We start from the raw sequence: 18,365 nt of genomic DNA, 5'->3' as shown, positions 1-18,365 counted from the left end.
CGTCATCCGCCCGAAGGGCAGGCGGAACCGCCGAGACGCACCCCGGCCGGACAGGACGGGAGAGCACGCGTGGCGCGCAGCGTGTATGTGACCGGGATCGACCGGGGAGACGGCCGTCAGGTCGTCGACCTGGGAGTCATGGAGCTACTGACGCGTCAGGTCGACCGGGTCGGTGTCTTCCGGCCGCTGGTCCACGACGGCCCCGATCGGCTGTTCGAACTACTGCGGGCCCGCTACCGGCTCTCGCAGAGCCCGGAGACCGACCACGGCATGGACTACCACGAGGCGTCCGCGATCCAGGCGGAGAAGGGGACCGACGAGCTCGTCTCCCGGCTCGTCGAGCGCTTCCACCGGGTGGCCCGCGACTACGAGGTGGTGCTGGTCCTCGGCAGCGACTACGCCGCCACCCAGCTCCCGGACGAACTGGCGCTCAACGCCAGGCTCGCCAACGAGTTCGGCGCCTCGGTGATCGCCGTGGTCGGCGGTCAGGGCCAGGACGCGGAGTCCGTGCGCTCCGAGACGCGCAACGCGTACCGGGCCTACTCCGGGCTCGGCTGCGACGTCCTGGCCGTCATCGTGAACCGGGTGGCGTCCGAGGACCGCGAGGACATCGCGGAGCACCTGGCGGCCACGCTCCCGGTCCCCTGCTCGGTCCTCCCGGAGGATCCGGCCCTCTCGGCGCCCACCGTCGCCCAGATCACGTCCGCGCTCGGCGGGACGGTGCTGCTCGGCGACGACTCGGGGCTGGCCCGCGACGCGCTGGACTTCGTCTTCGGCGGCGCGATGCTGCCCAACCTCCTCAAGGCACTCACCCCGGGCTGCCTCGTCGTCACCCCCGGCGACCGGGCCGACCTGGTCGTCGGCTCCCTCGCCGCGCACAGCGCCGGAACCCCGCCCATCGCGGGCGTCCTGCTGACCCTGGACGAGCGCCCCGGCGAGGAGATCCTCAAGCTGGCCGCCCGCCTCGCCCCGGGGACCCCGGTCGTCGCGGTGGCCGGCGGCTCCTTCCCCACCGCGGGCGAGCTGTTCGCCCTGGAGGGCAAGCTGAACGCGGCGACGCCCCGCAAGGCGGAGACGGCGCTCGGCCTCTTCGAGCGCCATGTGGACACCGGCGCCCTGCTGGAGCGGGTCTCGGTGGCCCGCAGCGGCCGGGTCACTCCGATGATGTTCGAGCACGAACTCCTCGAGCAGGCCCGCGCGGACCGCCGCCGCGTCGTCCTCCCGGAGGGCACCGAGGAGCGCGTCCTGCGCGCCGCCGACGTGCTGCTGCGCCGCGACGTCTGCGACCTGACCCTGCTCGGCGACGTGGAGGTCATCCGCAAGAAGGCCGCGGACCTCGGTGTCGATCTCGCCGGCACCCAGCTGATCGACCCCCGGTCCTCGGAGCTGCGCCAGGACTTCGCCGAGCAGTACGCCCTGCTGCGCGCGCACCGCGGAGTGACGGCCGAGCTCGCCTACGACGTGGTCTCGGACGTCAACTACTTCGGCACGCTGATGGTCCAGGAGGGACTCGCCGACGGCATGGTCTCCGGCTCGGTGCACTCCACGGCGGCGACGATCCGCCCGGCCTTCGAGATCATCAAGACGAAGCCGGGGGCCTCGATCGTGTCCTCGGTCTTCTTCATGTGCCTCGCCGACCGCGTCCTGGTGTACGGCGACTGCGCGGTCAACCCGGATCCGGACGCGGAGCAGCTCGCCGACATCGCGGTCCAGTCGGCGGTCACCGCGGCCCGCTTCGGCGTGGAGCCCCGGATCGCGATGCTGTCGTACTCGACGGGTTCCTCGGGCACGGGCGCCGACGTCGACAAGGTGCGCGAGGCCACCGAGCGGGTACGCGTCTCGAGGCCGGACCTGCGGATCGAGGGCCCTATCCAGTACGACGCCGCGGTCGAGCCGAGCGTCGCCGCGACCAAGCTGCCGATGTCGGAGGTCGCGGGCCGGGCGACCGTGCTGATCTTCCCGGACCTCAACACCGGCAACAACACGTACAAGGCGGTCCAGCGTTCGGCCGGCGCCGTCGCGGTGGGCCCGGTGCTGCAGGGGCTGCGCAAGCCGGTCAACGACCTGTCGCGCGGGGCGCTGGTGCAGGACATCGTCAACACGGTGGCCATCACGGCGATCCAGGCGCAGGACGAGAAGTGACCCCGACGACCCCCGATCCCACCAGCGAAGGTTCGCGCTCCATGAATGACCCCCACCGCGTACTCGTACTCAACTCCGGCTCCTCGTCGGTGAAGTACCAGCTCCTTGACATGCGCGACCGGTCGCGGCTGGCGACCGGCCTGGTCGAGCGGATCGGTGAGGAGACCTCCCGGCTGGTGCACACACCGGCCGCCGGCCGGGCCCGCGAGCGGACCGGCCGGATCGCCGACCACGAACAGGCGCTGAAGGCCGCCGCGCGGGAACTGGCGGCCGACGGGCTCGGCCTGGACTCCCCCGAGCTGGCGGCGATCGGGCACCGGGTGGTGCACGGCGGGCTGAGGTTCTCGGAGCCCACCGTCATCACGGACGAGGTCCTGACGGAGATCGAGCGCCTGGTCCCGGTGGCCCCCCTGCACAACCCGGCGAACATCACCGGCATCCGCACCGCCCAGGCACTGCGCCCCGACCTGCCGCAGGTCGCGGTCTTCGACACGGCGTTCCACACGACGATGCCGGAGCACGCCGCGCGGTACGCCATCGACGTGGAGACGGCGGACACCCACCGCATCCGCCGCTACGGCTTCCACGGCACCTCGCACGCGTACGTCTCACGCCGGGCGGCGGAGCTGCTGGGCCGGCCGGTGGCGGACGTGAACGTGATCGTGCTGCACCTGGGCAACGGCGCCTCGGCCTCCGCGGTGGCGGGCGGCCGGTGTGTGGAGACGTCCATGGGACTGACCCCCTTGGAAGGGCTGGTCATGGGTACGCGTTCGGGAGACATCGATCCGGCGGTCACCTTCCACCTGAAGCGGGTGGCGGGGATGTCGGCCGACGAGATCGACGTCCTGCTGAACAAGAGGAGCGGTCTGGTCGGCCTGTGCGGCGACAACGACATGCGGGAGATCCGGCGCCGGGTGGACGAGGGCGACGAGCGCGCGGCGCTCGCGTTCGCGATCTACGTCCACCGGCTGAAGAAGTACATCGGCGCCTATGCGGCGGTCCTCGGCCGGGTGGACGCCGTGGTCTTCACGGCGGGGGTCGGGGAGAACTCGGCTCCGGTGCGGGAGGCTGCGATCGCGGGACTGGAGGGCTTCGGTCTCGCGGTGGACCCGGAGCGCAACGCCGTACGGTCCGGCGAACCGCGGCTGATCTCCCCCGAGGGCGCGCGGGTGGCCGTGGCCGTGGTGCCTACGGACGAGGAGCTGGAGATCGCCGGCCAGACCTTCGCACTGGTCCACAACTGAGCGGGCCCGCGCCCCTTTGTATCTTCCACCAGACGGAATATTCCGCAGCGAAACAAACCGATAGGATCCGCCCCATGCGCCGTTCCAAAATCGTCTGCACCCTCGGTCCCGCCGTCGACTCCCATGAGCAGCTCGTCGCTCTGATCGAGGCCGGCATGAGCGTGGCCCGTTTCAACTTCAGTCACGGTACCCACGAGGAGCACCAAGGCCGGTACGACCGGGTCCGCAAGGCCGCCGCCGAGACCGGCCGCGCCGTCGGCGTGCTCGCCGACCTCCAGGGCCCGAAGATCCGCCTCGCGAAGTTCGCCGAGGGCCCCGTCGAGCTGGTCCGCGGGGACGAGTTCGTCATCACCTCCGAGGACGTCCCCGGCGACAGGTCGATCTGCGGCACGACCTACAAGGGCCTGCCCGGCGACGTCGCCAAGGGCGACCCGATCCTGATCAACGACGGCAACGTCGAGCTCAAGGTCGTCTCCGTGGACGGCCCCCGGGTCACCACGATCGTCATCGAGGGCGGTGTCATCTCCGACCACAAGGGGATCAATCTCCCGGGTGCGGCGGTCAACGTCCCCGCGCTGTCGGAGAAGGACATCGACGACCTGCGGTTCGCCCTGCGGATGGGCTGCGACCTGGTCGCCCTCTCCTTCGTGCGGGACGCCGAGGACGTCAAGGACGTGCACAAGGTGATGGACGAGGAGGGCCGCCGCGTCCCCGTCATCGCCAAGGTCGAGAAGCCGCAGGCCGTCGAGCACATGGAGGGCGTCGTCGCCGCCTTCGACGGTGTCATGGTCGCCCGCGGTGACCTGGCCGTCGAGTATCCGCTCGAGAAGGTCCCGATGGTGCAGAAGCGCCTCATCGAGCTGTGCCGCCGCAACGCCAAGCCGGTGATCGTGGCGACCCAGATGATGGAGTCGATGATCACCAACTCGCGGCCGACCCGCGCGGAGGCGTCCGACGTCGCCAACGCGATCCTGGACGGCGCGGACGCCGTCATGCTGTCGGCCGAGTCCTCCGTCGGTGCGTACCCGATCGAGACGGTCAAGACGATGTCGAAGATCGTCGTCGCAGCCGAGGAGGAGCTGCTCTCCAAGGGCCTCCAGCCGCTGGTCCCGGGCAAGAAGCCGCGCACGCAGGGCGGTTCGGTCGCCCGCGCGGCGGCCGAGATCGCGGACTTCCTGGACGGCAAGGCACTGGTCGCGTTCACCAAGTCCGGTGACACGGCCCGCCGCCTGTCCCGTTACCGCGCCGCGCAGCCGATCCTCGCCTTCACCACCGAGGAGGCCACGCGCAACCAGCTCGCGCTGAGCTGGGGCGTCGAGTCCTACGTCGTCCCGCACGTGGACAACACGGACGCCATGGTCGACCTGGTGGACGCGGAGCTGCTCAAGCTGAAGCGCTACAACGACGGCGACACCATGATCATCACGGCCGGCTCGCCTCCCGGCGTCCCCGGGACCACGAACATGGTCCGGGTGCACCACCTGAGCGGCGAGCGCGCCTGACGTTCCCGTACGGCGCGACTGTGGGCCGTACCCCCGCGGGGGGTACGGCCCACAGCTCTGTGCGGCTCCCGGACGGGTCCTGGGGGCGGCAGCCGGAGTCCCTCTAGCTGTTGCCGCCCGTGAAGTAGTTCTGCAGTCCGGGGACCGTGAGCGAGCCGCCGAACTGGCCGGCCTGGGTCACCTTCACATCGGTGAAGAAGGCGAAGGGCACGTTCAGCGGCGGCGGGGTCTCGGGGCTGAACGTGATCGGGATGATGCCGAAGAGGTTGCCCTTCAGCTCCTCCGTGTACATCGTCACCGTGCCGTTGCGGATGGTGGACGTCGAGCCCTCACGCGCCTTGACGTGGCCGGTGGTGCCGACCGGACCCGTGGTCAGCTGGTGCAGGTCCTTGATGTCGATGGAGCTCGCGGTGAACTTCAGGACCTTCTTGGTGGTGCCGTCGCCCTTGCGCACCTCGACGATGCCCGCGTAGTCCAGTCCGTTGAGCGTGAGCAGTGAGGACCGCAGGATCCACGGGTCGTTCGGGAGCAGCGGGATGCCCTGTTCCAGATCGGCCGCGGCGAGCGCCTCCGGGTCGGCGGTCGGGCAGGGGAACCTCTCCTTGGCGCCGTCCGGGATGTCCTCGTCCTTCACCGGGTCGAGGCCCTTGACGTCTTCCGTCAGCTCCTCGACGTCCTTGCCGGCCTTGCCGGCCGCCTCGCGGATGGCCCGGGCGGTCCGCTCGGCCTCCGCCTCCGCCTTGTCCGCGGCCTTCCCGGCGGAGAGCTCCGGCGTCCGCGGGGTGGGCTCGGGCTCCGCCGGGGCCGTGTCCTGTGGCGCCGGGGACTGCGTGGTTGCTTCGGGAGACGGGCTCGCCGTCTCCTTCGTGGTCCCACCGAGGAGGTCCTTCAGCGCGTCACCGACGCCCAGCAGGTCGAGCGGGTTCGTCGACGTGCCGGAGGTGGGAGCCGGCTCGGGCTCCGTCGCGGCATCGGTGCCCGACGTACCGTCCGCGGAGGGCGTGCCCGGGCTCGTGGAGGCGGAGGGCTCCGGGGACGCGGTCGTGTCCTCGCCGGGCTGCGCGGGCTTCCCGTCCTCGCCGGTGCCGCCCGAGGGCGTGGCGCTCGGCGTGGGCGTCGCCTCCGGCTCGGCCGACGCGCTCGGCTCGTCGGAGCGGGTCACGCAGGGGCCGGGGGCGAACGGGATGTCGGTGCTGTCGTCGGCCATCGCGAGCCGGGGGGTGAGCCCCATGCCCACGAAGACCGCCGTCGGCATCGCGGCCAGCGCGAACGCCTTCTTGCCCGTCGGCATGTTCAGCTTCGTCAGCAGCGACTTCCTGGGAGCGGCGTGGCGCGGGCCTCTGCGCGCGCCCGGGCTGTCGTCCGTGGACGTGTTCGCCGGCTGTACCTGGTCACCCCGCACTGTGCCGTCCTCCTTCGGCGTCCGACGCCGTGTCGAACCCGGCTGTCTGCTGCTGGGGAACGGCCGCACCCTGGAACACGTCGTCGAAGCGCTCGCCGTGCCGGTGCGTGGGCTCGGCGGGCACACCGGCCGGGAGCTGGTCGCCGAGCGGCTGCTCGTCCTTCGCGGGCTCGCCGGCGACCCAGGAGACGGACAGGGCTCCACCGATGAGGGCGAAGACGAAACCGATCACGAAGCCGCCGATGTTGGCGACGGGAATGGAGATCAGGGCCAGCAGGATCGCCGCGACTCCGGCGAAGACCCGGACGATGCTGTGGAACCACATCGTCAGGCCCAGCGTGACCAGCAGGACTCCGATGATCAGCGAACCCGCGCCGGCCGTGGTGGACATCGCCAGCGTGATGTTGCCGAGATGCATGTTGGCGTACGGGAAGTAGGCGATGGGAAAGCCACCCGCCATGGTGAACAGACCCGCCCAGAACGGCCGGTTACCCCGCCAGGTGCGGAATCCCCGCCGAGCGACGGTGAGGTAGTGCTCGTTCTGCCCTGTGGACTCGGGGCTCATGGAAAACAGCTCCCTGGAACCGGTACTGCTGTGAGAGGAGAAAGGGTGGGTGGCCGGAATCCGGCGGTGCGAGCTCCGGCCACCCGGACGGGTGCTTAGTAGCACTCCTGGTCGGTGCCCGTGGAGAGCCGCAGCTTCAGACCGCTGAGGTTGAAGGTGCCGGCCGTGGTGGCCCATGCCTTCTGCTTCACGTTCTTCAGCATGGCCTTCTCGGCACGCTGCGAGAACCCGTAGGGGTTGGCCCTGGTCTCCGGCTGGATACCGGGCTTGCCGTCCGCCTTCGGCAGGGAGCCCGCGGCGACACCGATGTCGATGTTCTTGAACTCGGCGTCGGCGTCGAGTTCCGACACGTCGAGGTAGAGGCTCTTGGCGAAGACGCGCTTGCCGCCGCCGCCCGCCTCCAGCCTCAGCGTCACGTTGCCGACACCCGGCACCTTGGGCGTGACGACCGACTGGCACATGTTGGTGATGTAGGCCTTGCTGAAGCCCGACACCGCCACAGGGGCATGCATGTCCTTACCGTCGAGCGTCTTGCCCGAGGCCACGCTGCCGTACTGGACGAAGTCCCAGCCCTCGAGCTCGGTGGCCTTGACCTTGAACTCCTGCCCGGACACGCTGAACGACGCCGCCAGGGCGCCCTGTGCCAGGCCGATGCCCACCGCGGCGGTGGCCGCGACGCTCGGCACCATGACGAGAGCGAAACGCTTCCATCTCGTGCCACCGCGAACTTGGGAACTCATTCATTTCCTCCTTCTCGGACGTACATCTCCGGTACGGGCAAGGTGCCCGCCCTGGGATGGGAGAAGTGCTACGTCCTCGGGAAGGAGAGCGCCCGGACCGGAGGCGTGTACCGCATCCGGATCACCGGCGATCACCCCCGAGCGACAACCACTGGCCGCGCTTCTGCGCAGCCGGTTCGGACAGGCCCTGCCCAGAGGCAGGAACCCCCCTGTCCGCGATCGGCGCCACTGCCGCCGACCACCCGGTGGGGACCCAACAGGCCGCCGTCACCGACTGGCGGCCGGGATGCGGGTATTGGACCGAGCGTGGCCGATCGTGGTGCATTCCCGGCCGCGACACAAGGGGGGTCGTTACTCGCTAGTAACGACCCGATAACCGGGGCACGACAGCGGGGCACCGTCCGGCCACACAGGGTGGCAACGGTGGGACACCCGAACGGGGCGATTGAGACACGTAACCGGACAGATCCCAGGGGGCGCCTTACTGCCAGTAACAGCCCGTACTTCCGTCAAGATTTGGTAAAGCGCAGGCGTTCGTTGTCGTTCACCCGGGAAAACGGCCGCGGCCACCCGGAGGGCGCCGCGGCCGTGTTGTCACATCAGAACAAGACGCGCGCCAGGGCGGTCCGCGCGGCGGCGACCCTGGGGTCCTCGGGTCCGACGACCTCGAAAAGCTCCAGGAGTCGCACCCGTACCGCGTCCCGGTCGTCGCCGGACGTGCGGCGGACCGTTTCGACGAGCCGGCCGAAGGCGTCCTCGACGTGCCCGCCCACGAGGTCGAGGTCGGCGGCGGCCGTCTGGGCGGCCGGATCGGCCGGATTGTCCGCGGCGTCCTTGCGCACCTGCTGCGGGTCCACGCCCGCGACCCGGCCGAGGAGTTCGGCCTGGGCGAGGCCCAGCTTCGCCTCGGTGTTGGCCGGGTCGTCGGAGAGCACGTTCTTGTACGCCTGGACGGCGCCGGCGAAGTCGCCGGCGTCCAGCGCCTGGGCGGCGGCCTCCAGCAGCGCGTCGTACGGGCCCGCGGGCACCTCGGCCGGGGCGGCGTCCGCGGCCGCGCCGGGCTCGGCGTCCTGGTCCACCACGATCCCGGTGAGGCCGAACCGCTCCTCGCCGACCTGGATGAGCTGGTCCAGCGTCTGGCGGATCTGGCTCTCGGGGGCAGCGCCCTGGAAGAGCGGGAGGGCCTGCCCGGCCACCACGGCGAAGACCGCCGGGATGCCCTGGATGCCGAACTGCTGCATCAGCATCTGGTTGGCGTCGACATCGACCTTGGCCAGCACGAAGCGGCCGTTGTACTCGGCGGCGAGGCGCTCCAGGAGCGGGCCGAGCTGCTTGCACGGCTCGCACCACTCGGCCCAGAAGTCGATGACGACGGGCACCTCGGTGGAGCGCTGGAGGACGTCGGTCTCGAAGCCGGCCTCGTCGACGTCGATCACCAGCGAGGCGGGGGGCACTCCGCCGCCGCCACCCTCCCGGGCCGACTGCGCGCGGGCCTGCTCCGCCTTCGCCTTGGCCTCGCCGGCCGCCTTCACAGCGGCGAGGTCGACGACGCCGCTCATGGACATGTTCCTAGGCTGCATGCGTACATCCTCCCCCCTGGGCGCACCGTTGCGAAAAGCTATCCGCGAACCGCCTCCGTCCACAGCCACGCCGGTGTGCGGGGCGCGCGGACGGATACGGCTCCGAGGCCCTGGAAACCCCGTACTTCTGCGCCGGGTCCCCACCCGGCACTGTGGCTGTCGATCGGTCGTGGCGTCACGGCGGGCGAGCCGCCGTCCTTACGCTACGACCCGTAGCGTAACTGCCCGCACCCCCTCCAGGGCAAGGGTGCCCGGTGATCTGTCTCACGCGTACCGGGGCCGGTCAGCGGTACTTACCGGCCGGTATGGTTCGCCGCATGCTCAGCGACAGCCTCCCGGAACCCGCCCGATCGGGACGCCCCCGCAGCCTCGCGGCCGATACCGCGATCCTGGAGGCGACCCGTGCGTCGCTGGTCGATCTCGGCTGGTCGAAGCTGACGATGGGTGATGTGGCCACGCGGGCCGGGGTCGCGAAGACGACCCTGTACCGCCGCTGGGCGGGGAAGAACGAGCTGGTCGTGGACGCGGTGGCGGTCCTCTTCGACGAGCTGGAACTCCCCGATCTGGGGAGCCTGGAGGCCGATGTCGAGGCCGTCGTCCTGCAGTTCGCCGCCCTGCTGGAACGACCGGAGACGAAGACCGCGCTGATGGCGGTCGTCGCGGAGGCGACCCGGGACGAGGCGCTGCGGGATCGGATCAGGAACTCGATCGTGGCACGGCAGAAACGGCTGGTCCTCCAGGGCCGCGAACGCGCCCAGGCGCGTGGGGAACTGCCCGCCGAGCCCGATCCGGCGGTGGCGGCCCGCACCGCCGACCTGATCTTCGACGTGATCGCCGGCGCCGTGGTGCACCGGGCGCTGGTGAGCGCCGAACCCGTGGACTGCGTCTGGGCCCGGCACTTCACCCGGCTGCTGCTCTCGGGACTGGGAGCGGCCGCGGCCGAGTAGTCCCCGTGGCACACGGACGAGCATGAGGGCGGTACCGGCAACCCGGTACCGCCCTCGTCGTCACGCCTCTTCCGTCAGTCCAGTTCGGGCCAGACGTTGAGGCAGCCGTCGTCGACGACGAACTCGTTGTAGCCGAGTCTCTCGCCCAGTGCCAGGAACCGCTGGTGTGTGGTTCCGCTGATCCGGACGAAGTACGCCTGCAACGCTCGCAGGAGCAACCGGAACGCGAGGTCGGCGCCGACCTCGGCGACAGCCCTCTCCAGAGCCGACACCAACTCCGGGAGGGGAGCCGCGTACAGCGACGTCGTCCCCGCCTCGGCCAGTGCCGGCCCGACGGCCCGTATCTCGTCGAGGACCGCCGTCCGCAGCTCCTGGTCCTGCGAGCGCCCGGGGACCGCCGGGACGAACGAGGGTTCGTCCCGGCGGATCCGGACGACGCACACGTCGGCGATCCTCCGCAGCCACGTGCGACCGTCCATGGCGTGGGCGGTCGGATCGAAGTAGCCGCGTGTCGCTCCGAGCCACAAGGTGACGATCACCTCATCGCTCAGCGACGACGCCAGAAGCCGCTGCACGTCCTCCAGCAGCTGCCGGGAGTAGGCCCCTTCGAACTGGTCCGCGACCGCTGCGACGACATCGGTCGCGGCGGCCTCGTCCGGAACCGGCGCCGGGTCCCGGAACTTCTGCGTCAGGCCACTGAGCCCGAAGTCCTCGTCGAACTCGTCATGCGCTCTCTCCACGACCGACGTCCTATTCCGGGTAGGAGGTGTACACCACGTACTTCTTCGGGTGCTCCTTCACGTACTTCAACTGGATCACCACGGTACTGCCGGTGGCCGTTCCCGCTCGCGCGCCGTCCTTGGTGAAGACCTTGCCGAGTGATCCCTCGCCCCTGAGCTCCCAGCGGATCTCCTTGAGGTCGACCGTCGGGTTGAACCCGATTCCCTTGCCTCTCTTCTGCGCCTGCTTGGAGACCCACTTCGCCAGGACGGCGGCGTTGCCCGGAGCCTGCGCCCACTGGGCGAACGCGTCGGAGACGGCGCGGGCGGCTGTCGCCTCGTCCGTCCAGTTCGTCGCCTTGCCCTTGGTCTGCGCACGCTCCCAGGCCCTCTGGTCGCTGATGACGTGGTCCGTCAGGGTGTGTGCGCCGCTGATGCCCTCGTCCGCGATGATGTTCGTGCAGTTGTGGACCAGGACGTCCTGCGCGCGTCCTCCTCGGGTCCGCACGAAGAACGTGTGCAGGCCGCCGACCGTCAGGTCGTACACCGCACGCGGGTCGAGACCGGAACGGTCCCGGACGGTCGCCACCGTCTCCTCCGTGCCCTGCGAGGTGCGCAGACGGTCACCTGCCGTGAGGTCGGAGGTGAGGGTCCATCCCCGGCCGACGACGAAGAACTTGTGCCCGGCCGTGCTGCTCAGCGCCGAGCCGTCGGCCATGGTGAGGTCCACCAGGCGCTCGGTGTCGTGCTGGAAGGTGCCGGTCACCGGCCGGGAGGCCGACGCCCCGCTCACCGGGTCGCTCGCCAGCAGCCGCTCGCCCACCCGTACGGTGTCCACCGACCGGTGTGAGCCGTCCGCCATGAGCACCTCGGTGCCGGCGGGGAAGCTGTTGGTCCGGCAGGCCGTGAGCGCGTCCTCGATGACGTTGACCTCACGCTCGATGGCCGCGAGGACCTGAGGGTCGAGATCGAGGTTCTTCAGGACCCGGTAGGCGTCACCGACGCCCACACCGGTCTTCATCGCCGCGTCGAGCGCGCGTACCGCATCCACCGCGTCGGCGATCTTCTTGCCGGGAATGAAGTTGCTGGCGGCCCAGAGACAACCGCTCACACTCCCCTTCGCACACTGGACGAAGTCGTCGACGAGCATGTGCCACAGGGTCTGCAGCACCATCTTGTCGAAGATCATCGTGATCTCCAGACGGCTGAAGTACTTGTCGATGTACGCGGTCTGGTTCTCGTGCTTCTCGCTGCCGAGCCACACGATGGAGTCCACCGGGCAGGTCGCGGCGCTGACGTCGGCGCCGGCGTCCTCGTCCGCGCACAGGTAGAAGTCAACGGTGACGTTGAAGCGGAGCTTGTACTTCACCGTGCAGCCGCCGAAGCCGATGTCCAGAACGCAGTCGTTCTGCGGCGCCGGATCCCCCAGCTGCTCGACCTTCTGCTTGGTGAACATCTGGCCGATGCCGGTAACACCGCCCGTGGTCACCGTCTCCCGTTCCTTGGCGTTCTCCGTCCGGACGGCGGCTTCCTGCGCCTCCCGCGCCAGGTCCTGCGCCCTGGCGGCGGACGCCTCGGCGGTCGTGGCGTCGCGTTCGGCCTGGTCGGCCACCCCGCGCGCACTCGCCGCGTCGGTCTCCGCGGCCGTGGCCGCGCTGCGTGCCGAGGACGCGTCCAGTTCCGCGGCGTCCGCCGAGTTGCGGGCATCGGTCGCGTAACCGGTGGCCGCGGACGCCGCGGCGGCTGCCGCTGCCGCGTCGCTGGTGGCCTGCCGGTTGTACTCGATGGTGTTGGCTTCGGCCTTGAGGGTCGCCTTGACTGCGGCGGCCGCCTCGGCCGCGGAGGCGCGTGCCTTGTTGACGGACGCGGCGGCCTGTACGGCGGAGTCCGCGGCCTGGGACGCGGCCGTGGCCGCGGCCTTGTCGTCGGCGGACGCCTTGGCCGCCAGTGCCTTGGCCGTCGCTGCCGCCTTGGCCGCCTCGTCCGCCCTGGCCTGGGCGACCGCTGCCTGCTGCTCGGCCAGCGACTTCGCCGTCTGGCCCAGCAGCACGGCGAGGCCCGCCGAGGAGTCGGTCTCGCGGAACGGGGTGCCCAGTGCGATGGCGGTCCCGGCCGCCGCGACGGCCTGGACCGCGGCGTCACGAGCCGCGTCGGCCGCCTGGGACGCCGCGTAGGCGTATCCGGCGGTGCGTACGGCCTCGGCCGCGGTGGCGACCGCTTCGATGTGGGCCATGTCCGCGTTGGCCTTGGCCTCGGCGGCCTTGGCCTTCGCCGTGTCGGCGAGCGCCTTGGCGGCGCGGACGTTCTGTGCGGCCGCCTCGGAGGAGGCGATCGCGTCGGCCGCGGCCGAGTGCGCTTTCGCCACGGCGGCGTTGGTGATCGCCACATCGCGCTGGGCGGCGTCGGAGGCGGCCCTGGAACGTGAGGCGGCCGCTTCCGCCCTGGTCGCCGCCTCGCGGGCGTTGGACGCGGCCGTGGTCGCCGTGTTGGCGGCGGCACGGGCGTTGGACGCGGCCGTGGTGGCCTCGTCCGCCGCCGTGCGGGCCTGGGTCGCCGCGGCCCGGGACGCAGCCGCCGCGGCGGTCCCCTCGTCCGCGTCAGCCTTGGCCTCCAGGGCCCACCACTTCGCCTCGGCGACATCCCGGTCGCTCTCGGCCCGCAGTGCTCCGTCGCGGGCCTCCTTGGCCCCGCGTTCGGCCGCCAGCGCCTCGTTCTTCTTGGTCGCGGCGGTAGCTCCAGCCGTCTGCGCGGCACTCAGCGCCCTGCCCGCGGCCTCCCGCTGGGCACGCGCCTCCTGGTCGGCGGCGGCCGCCTTGGCCCGTTCGGCTGCGGCGATGTCCTTCTGCGCCTTGGCGTTGTCACGCTCCTTCTCCGCGGTGGCCCGCTTCGACCTCGCGTCGGCGGCGGCCAGCTTGGCGGTCTGCTCGGCGGCCTCCGCCCTGGCCTGCGCGGCCTTGGCCTTCTTGGCGTTCTCCGCCGCCTTGGTGGCCTGCTGTTCGGCGCCGGTGGCGGCGGCCTTGGCCTGCGCGGCGGCCTCCTCGGCCGCGGCGCGCTTGAAGGCGGTCTGAGCGGCGTGGGACTGCGTGGCGCCCAGCGAGTAGAGCGCCTTGCTGTCCGCGGCGGTGGCCGAGACCGCGCTCAGCGTCGCCTCGATCGCCTTGGCCGAGGACTGCGCGGCGGAGGCCGAGGCCTTGGTCACCTGCGCGGACTGGCGGGCGTAGGTGAGTCCTCGGCCGTAGGGGGTGCCGTTCGCCAGCGCGACGGCCCCGGCCTCGGTCTGCGCCGTGGCGGCCTTGTCCGCCTGGGTCTGGGCGGAGGCGGCCGCGCTCTTCGCGATCGTCAGCTGCGTGGAGACCGCCTTCTTGGCGTCGCTGATCGCGGTGGTGGCGTTGGTGAACACCGCGGCCTTGGGGTAGCTCGGGTCGGTCTTCGGCTTGCCCTGCCAGTACTTCTGGAAGACCAGCATCCGGCTGACGATGTAGGCCTGGCCCTGCGCCTCGATCATGGCGTCCGAGGCCTTGCGCAGGTCCTTGTACGCCTGGATCTCGGCAGCCACGAGGTCACCGCGCTGCTTGGCCTGGCTCGCCTGTTCGGCCTGCCATTCGGCGTCCGCGACCTCCACCACGTCGCCGAACTTCTTCATCGGGTCGTAGGGGTTCTCGGTCGCGCAGCCGGCCCATTGGGTCTTGAGCTCCTCGGCCTCCATACGGAATTCGAGGGAGTCGGCGTCCGGGCTCACGGAGGGCAGTCCGCCCAGCCGGATGAAGCGGGCGATCTCGTAGGCCGACAGCTTCTTCAGGTCCTCCTCGGAGGTGAAGCCGTAGACACCGCCGTACGGCTCGTTCTCCGACTCCTTCTTCCGCTGCGCGAGGATGGCGATCGCGTTGTCCAGCGACGCCTTCGAGGGCTTGGTCGCCGGCAGCCCGTCGAAGTTCTTCGTCCCGTCGTCGAGCAGGAACTGCTGCATCGTCAGGGCGTAGTCGGGTGCTTCCAGGAAGCTCATGTAGTCGGCGCCGCTGACGGCGAACGGTTTCGTCTTGGCGGCCCAGCCCGTCCGCCGGGTCTCGTGGGCGGCGTCGGCCACCCGCAGGTCGTCCTGGTCCTCCCGGCGGGCGATGCCGAGCGTGCCGAAGCCCCAGGTGTAGACAGCGAGGCGGGCGTTGACCGCCGGTCCCGTCAGGCCCTGGGCGGCGGCGGCCTTGACCTTCGGCCCGCCGGCGTGCAGCCAGTTGCCGGTGGTGCAGTAATCCGCGCGCGCGATGCGCTGGGGTATGGCCGCGCCCGAGGCCTGCAGGTCGTTCAGAGCCCGGCTCCAGACCCGTACGTCGTCCATACGGCCCGGGAAGTAGCCGGTCGGCTGCCCCGCCGCCAGACCCCGGCCCACCTCGATGTCACCCGTGGCCCGCCACCCCTTGGCATGGGGCGCGACGGCCACGCGGGCACCGTTCACGTACAGCCGGATCTGGCCGGCCGCCGCGTCGAAGACGCCGGTGAGGTGGGTCCAGTCGTTGGTGGTCGCCACGGGGGCCGTGCCGGTGACGGTGTCCCAGGCCGTCGCGGCCGTGTCCTCCTTCGGCATGGCGAAGGCGGGCTTGCCGTCCGCACCGATCCTCAGCGCGAAGCCGGAGACCTCGCTGCCCGGCTGCGAGATGACGGTGTAGGCCTTGCCGGGCTTCTCCGACCGCAGCCACGTCGAGACGGTGAAGGACTGGTCCGTGGGCAGCGGCACCGGCACGGTGAGGTAGTCGTCCACCCCGTCCAGCCGCAGTGTGCGGCCGCCGGACCCCCCTCCCCAGATGTCCTCGTTGTCGGTCCTCGGCCCGGCGTAGACGCCGTTGTGGTGTGTGGCCTCCGGCCCGCCCTCCAGGTCCTGCCCGGTCGGGGTGTAGTCCGGCTCGCTCCACTCGAAGTCGTAGTTGGCGACCTCGCCCTTGAGCGGATAGACGGGCGACTCGCCCTCCTGGGCGGCCGACGCGCTCCGTGGTGCCGAGGAGGCCTGCGGTACCACCGCGTGGGCGAGCGTCGTCATCGTCGAGAGCGCGGTGACGAACGCGGTCGCGGTCATCAGTCTGGCCACACCCCGCCGGGTGCGGCCAGGTCCTATCGGGATTTTGATCTGCACGGTCCACCGTTTTCCTGGTCATCGGATGTGCCCCAGGCGATGTGGAACGGTGCGACGCGCGACGAATCCGAGCTCTCCGGGCGACACCCTTCGAACACCGCCCAGAGCTCGCCAGGATCATGACACTTATGACGTCCCGTCACAACACCTTCACCTCGGTGCAGGTGTCGTGCCCTCGGTGGCCACGGCGCCGGAGGCACCCGAAGGTCGGCCGTGTGCACGGAAAGGCCGGCCGGGACGCCCCGGCCGGCCTGTGCGCGCCGCGCCCGTCAAAAGCCGGGCGGCTCCGTGTAGACGCCCCACTCGTCGCGCAGGACCCCGCAGATCTCGCCGAGGGTCGCCTCCGCGCGTACGGCCTCCAGCATCGGGCCGATCATGTTCGAGCCGTCCCGGGCGGCGGCCAGCATCGCGTCGAGCGCGCCGCGGACCTGCGCGTCGTCGCGGGCCTCCTTGCGCCCGCCCAGCGCGCGGACCTGCTCGCGCTCCACCTCGTGGCTGACCCGGAGGATCTCGAGGTCGCCGGTGACGGAACCGTGGTGCACGTTGACGCCGACGACCCGCTTCTCGCCCTTCTCCAGCGACTGCTGGTAGCGGAAGGCGGATTCGGCGATCTCCCCGGTGAACCAGCCGTCCTCGATGCCGCGCAGGATGCCGGAGGTCATCGGTCCGATGGGGTGCTTCCCGTCGGCGTGGGCCCGGGTTCCGCGCTCCTTGATCTGCTCGAAGATCTTCTCGGCGTCCGCCTCGATGCGGTCGGTGAGCTGCTCGACGTACCAGGAACCGCCCAGCGGGTCGGCGACGTTGGCGACGCCGGTCTCCTCCATGAGCACCTGCTGGGTACGCAGGGCGATCTCGGCCGCCTGCTCGGAGGGAAGGGCGAGGGTCTCGTCCAGGGCGTTGGTGTGCAGGGAGTTGGTGCCGCCGAGGACGGCGGAGAGCGCCTCCACGGCGGTGCGCACGACGTTGTTGTACGGCTGCTGGGCGGTGAGCGAGACACCGGCGGTCTGGGTGTGGAAGCGGAGCCACTGCGCCTTGTCGGTCTTCGCGCCGTACGTCTCCTTCATCCAGCGGGCCCAGATCCTGCGGGCGGCGCGGAACTTGGCGATCTCCTCGAAGAAGTCGAGGTGCGCGTCGAAGAAAAAGGACAGGCCGGGGGCGAAGGTGTCGACGTCGAGACCGCGGGAGAGGCCCAGCTCCACGTAGCCGAAGCCGTCGGCGAGGGTGTAGGCGAGCTCCTGCGCGGCCGTCGCCCCGGCCTCGCGGATGTGGTATCCGGACACGGAGAGCGGCTTGTAGGCCGGGATGTCACGGGCGCAGTGCTCCATCAGGTCACCGATGAGGCGCAGGTGCGGCTCGGGCTGGAAGAGCCACTCCTTCTGGGCGATGTACTCCTTGAAGATGTCGGTCTGCAGGGTGCCGTTGAGCACGCCCGGGTCGACACCCTGGCGTTCGGCGGCGACCAGGTACATGCAGAAGACGGGGACGGCGGGGCCGCTGATCGTCATCGAGGTGGTGACGTCGCCGAGCGGGATGTCCTGGAAGAGGACCTCCATGTCCGCGGCGGAGTCGATGGCGACGCCGCAGTGGCCGACCTCGCCGAGCGAGCGGGGGTCGTCGGAGTCCCGTCCCATCAGGGTGGGCATGTCGAAGGCGACGCTGAGACCGCCGCCGCCGTTGGCGAGGATGGTCTTGTACCGCTCGTTGGTCTGCTCGGCGTTGCCGAAGCCGGCGAACTGGCGGATGGTCCAGGTGCGGCCGCGGTAGCCGGTGGGGTACAGCCCGCGCGTGAAGGGGTACTCACCGGGCCAGCCGATCCGCTCGAAGCCCTCGTACGTGTCTCCGGGGCGGGGGCCGTACACGGGCTCCACCGGGTCCCCGGAGAGGGTGGTGAAGTCCGCGTCACGCTTGCGGGCCTTGTCGTAACGGGCCTGCCAGCGGTGGCGGCCTTCCTCGATCGCGTCAGCGTCCATACACACAAATTTACTAGGACGTCCTAGTAAATGTCGATGGCAAACCGCCCGGCGCTTCGCGCGGGGCGGTTCGGGGGTGAGATCCCTCAGACCTGTACGGGCCGCGCGGAACCGTCGGTGATCAGCGGCTCGACCTCCCGGACGACCGTGCGCTCGACGAAGAACGCGGCCGTCGGGATCGTGCCGGAGATCAGCACCCACAGCAGCTTGCCGACCGGCCACTTCGCCTTGGAACCGAGGTCGAAGGCGAAGACGAGGTAGATGATGTAGAGGACACCGTGGATCTGGGAGACGACGAGCGTCAGCCCCTCACCGGTGTCGAAGCCGTACTTGAAGACCATGCAGGTGCACAGCACCAGCAACATGACGGCGGTGACATAGGCCATCACCCGGTAGCGGGTCAGCACACTGCGTTTCATGGCATCGAGCGTA

Annotated in this window: 12 protein-coding genes; 4 read left to right on the top strand and 8 right to left on the bottom strand. The window is 70.6% G+C overall.

Annotated features, from left to right (window positions below):
- Positions 1–69 precede the first annotated feature (69 nt).
- From pta to pyk, 3 genes are all read left to right on the top strand, one after another.
- Positions 70–2,142, top strand: a complete 2,073-nt coding sequence (gene pta / locus ACH4VO_RS02295; RefSeq protein WP_360983963.1) for a phosphate acetyltransferase — start codon at positions 70–72, stop codon at positions 2,140–2,142.
- 41 nt (positions 2,143–2,183) lie between these two features.
- Positions 2,184–3,386, top strand: a complete 1,203-nt coding sequence (locus ACH4VO_RS02290; RefSeq protein WP_360983960.1) for an acetate kinase — start codon at positions 2,184–2,186, stop codon at positions 3,384–3,386.
- Between the two features lie 74 nt (positions 3,387–3,460).
- Positions 3,461–4,888 carry a pyruvate kinase gene (gene pyk, locus ACH4VO_RS02285; RefSeq protein WP_360983957.1) on the top strand — a complete coding sequence of 476 codons (1,428 nt, stop codon included), beginning with the start codon at positions 3,461–3,463 and terminating at the stop codon, positions 4,886–4,888.
- A 103-nt stretch (positions 4,889–4,991) separates the two neighbouring features.
- Here pyk and ACH4VO_RS02280 read toward each other — a convergent pair whose 3' ends face one another.
- The 4 genes from ACH4VO_RS02280 to ACH4VO_RS02265 form a co-directional block, all read right to left on the bottom strand.
- Complete coding sequence (locus tag ACH4VO_RS02280; RefSeq protein WP_360983954.1) at positions 4,992–6,290, bottom strand: hypothetical protein; 1,299 nt, start codon at positions 6,288–6,290, stop codon at positions 4,992–4,994.
- Positions 6,280–6,855, bottom strand: coding sequence for a DUF6114 domain-containing protein (locus ACH4VO_RS02275; RefSeq protein WP_360983951.1), 576 nt, complete (start codon positions 6,853–6,855; stop codon positions 6,280–6,282). The genes ACH4VO_RS02280 and ACH4VO_RS02275 overlap by 11 nt, the downstream gene beginning before the upstream one ends.
- Before the next feature lie 95 nt (positions 6,856–6,950).
- The gene (locus ACH4VO_RS02270; RefSeq protein WP_360983948.1) at positions 6,951–7,595 is read right to left on the bottom strand and encodes a DUF6230 family protein; all 645 of its coding nucleotides are present in this window, start codon (positions 7,593–7,595) and stop codon (positions 6,951–6,953) included.
- Between the two features lie 599 nt (positions 7,596–8,194).
- Complete coding sequence (locus ACH4VO_RS02265; RefSeq protein ID WP_360983945.1) at positions 8,195–9,175, bottom strand: tetratricopeptide repeat protein; 981 nt, start codon at positions 9,173–9,175, stop codon at positions 8,195–8,197.
- Between the two features lie 317 nt (positions 9,176–9,492).
- On the opposite strand from ACH4VO_RS02265, the gene ACH4VO_RS02260 reads away from it, so the two are divergent.
- Positions 9,493–10,122: a TetR/AcrR family transcriptional regulator gene (locus ACH4VO_RS02260; RefSeq protein ID WP_360983942.1), complete on the top strand. Its 630-nt coding sequence runs from the start codon at positions 9,493–9,495 to the stop codon at positions 10,120–10,122.
- A gap of 74 nt (positions 10,123–10,196) precedes the next feature.
- On the opposite strand, the gene ACH4VO_RS02255 is transcribed toward ACH4VO_RS02260, so the two are convergent.
- The 4 genes from ACH4VO_RS02255 to ACH4VO_RS02240 all read right to left on the bottom strand — a co-directional run bounded on the left by ACH4VO_RS02255 (position 10,197) and on the right by ACH4VO_RS02240 (position 18,352).
- Complete coding sequence (locus ACH4VO_RS02255; RefSeq protein ID WP_360983939.1) at positions 10,197–10,862, bottom strand: hypothetical protein; 666 nt, start codon at positions 10,860–10,862, stop codon at positions 10,197–10,199.
- A 10-nt stretch (positions 10,863–10,872) separates the two neighbouring features.
- Positions 10,873–15,906, bottom strand: coding sequence for a LamG-like jellyroll fold domain-containing protein (locus ACH4VO_RS02250; RefSeq protein ID WP_360983936.1), 5,034 nt, complete (start codon positions 15,904–15,906; stop codon positions 10,873–10,875).
- Between the two features lie 326 nt (positions 15,907–16,232).
- Positions 16,233–17,933: a methylmalonyl-CoA mutase family protein gene (locus ACH4VO_RS02245; RefSeq protein WP_360983933.1), complete on the bottom strand. Its 1,701-nt coding sequence runs from the start codon at positions 17,931–17,933 to the stop codon at positions 16,233–16,235.
- An 86-nt stretch (positions 17,934–18,019) separates the two neighbouring features.
- Entirely contained in the window at positions 18,020–18,352 is a 333-nt protein-coding gene (locus ACH4VO_RS02240; protein WP_360983930.1) for a DUF3817 domain-containing protein, read from the bottom strand.
- Positions 18,353–18,365 lie beyond the last annotated feature (13 nt).

The sequence above is a fragment of the Streptomyces sp. NPDC020780 genome (assembly GCF_044334475.1).
Taxonomy (GTDB): domain Bacteria; phylum Actinomycetota; class Actinomycetes; order Streptomycetales; family Streptomycetaceae; genus Streptomyces.
Note: the sequence above shows the minus strand (reverse complement) of the source record. Positions and strands in the feature narration are given on the sequence as shown.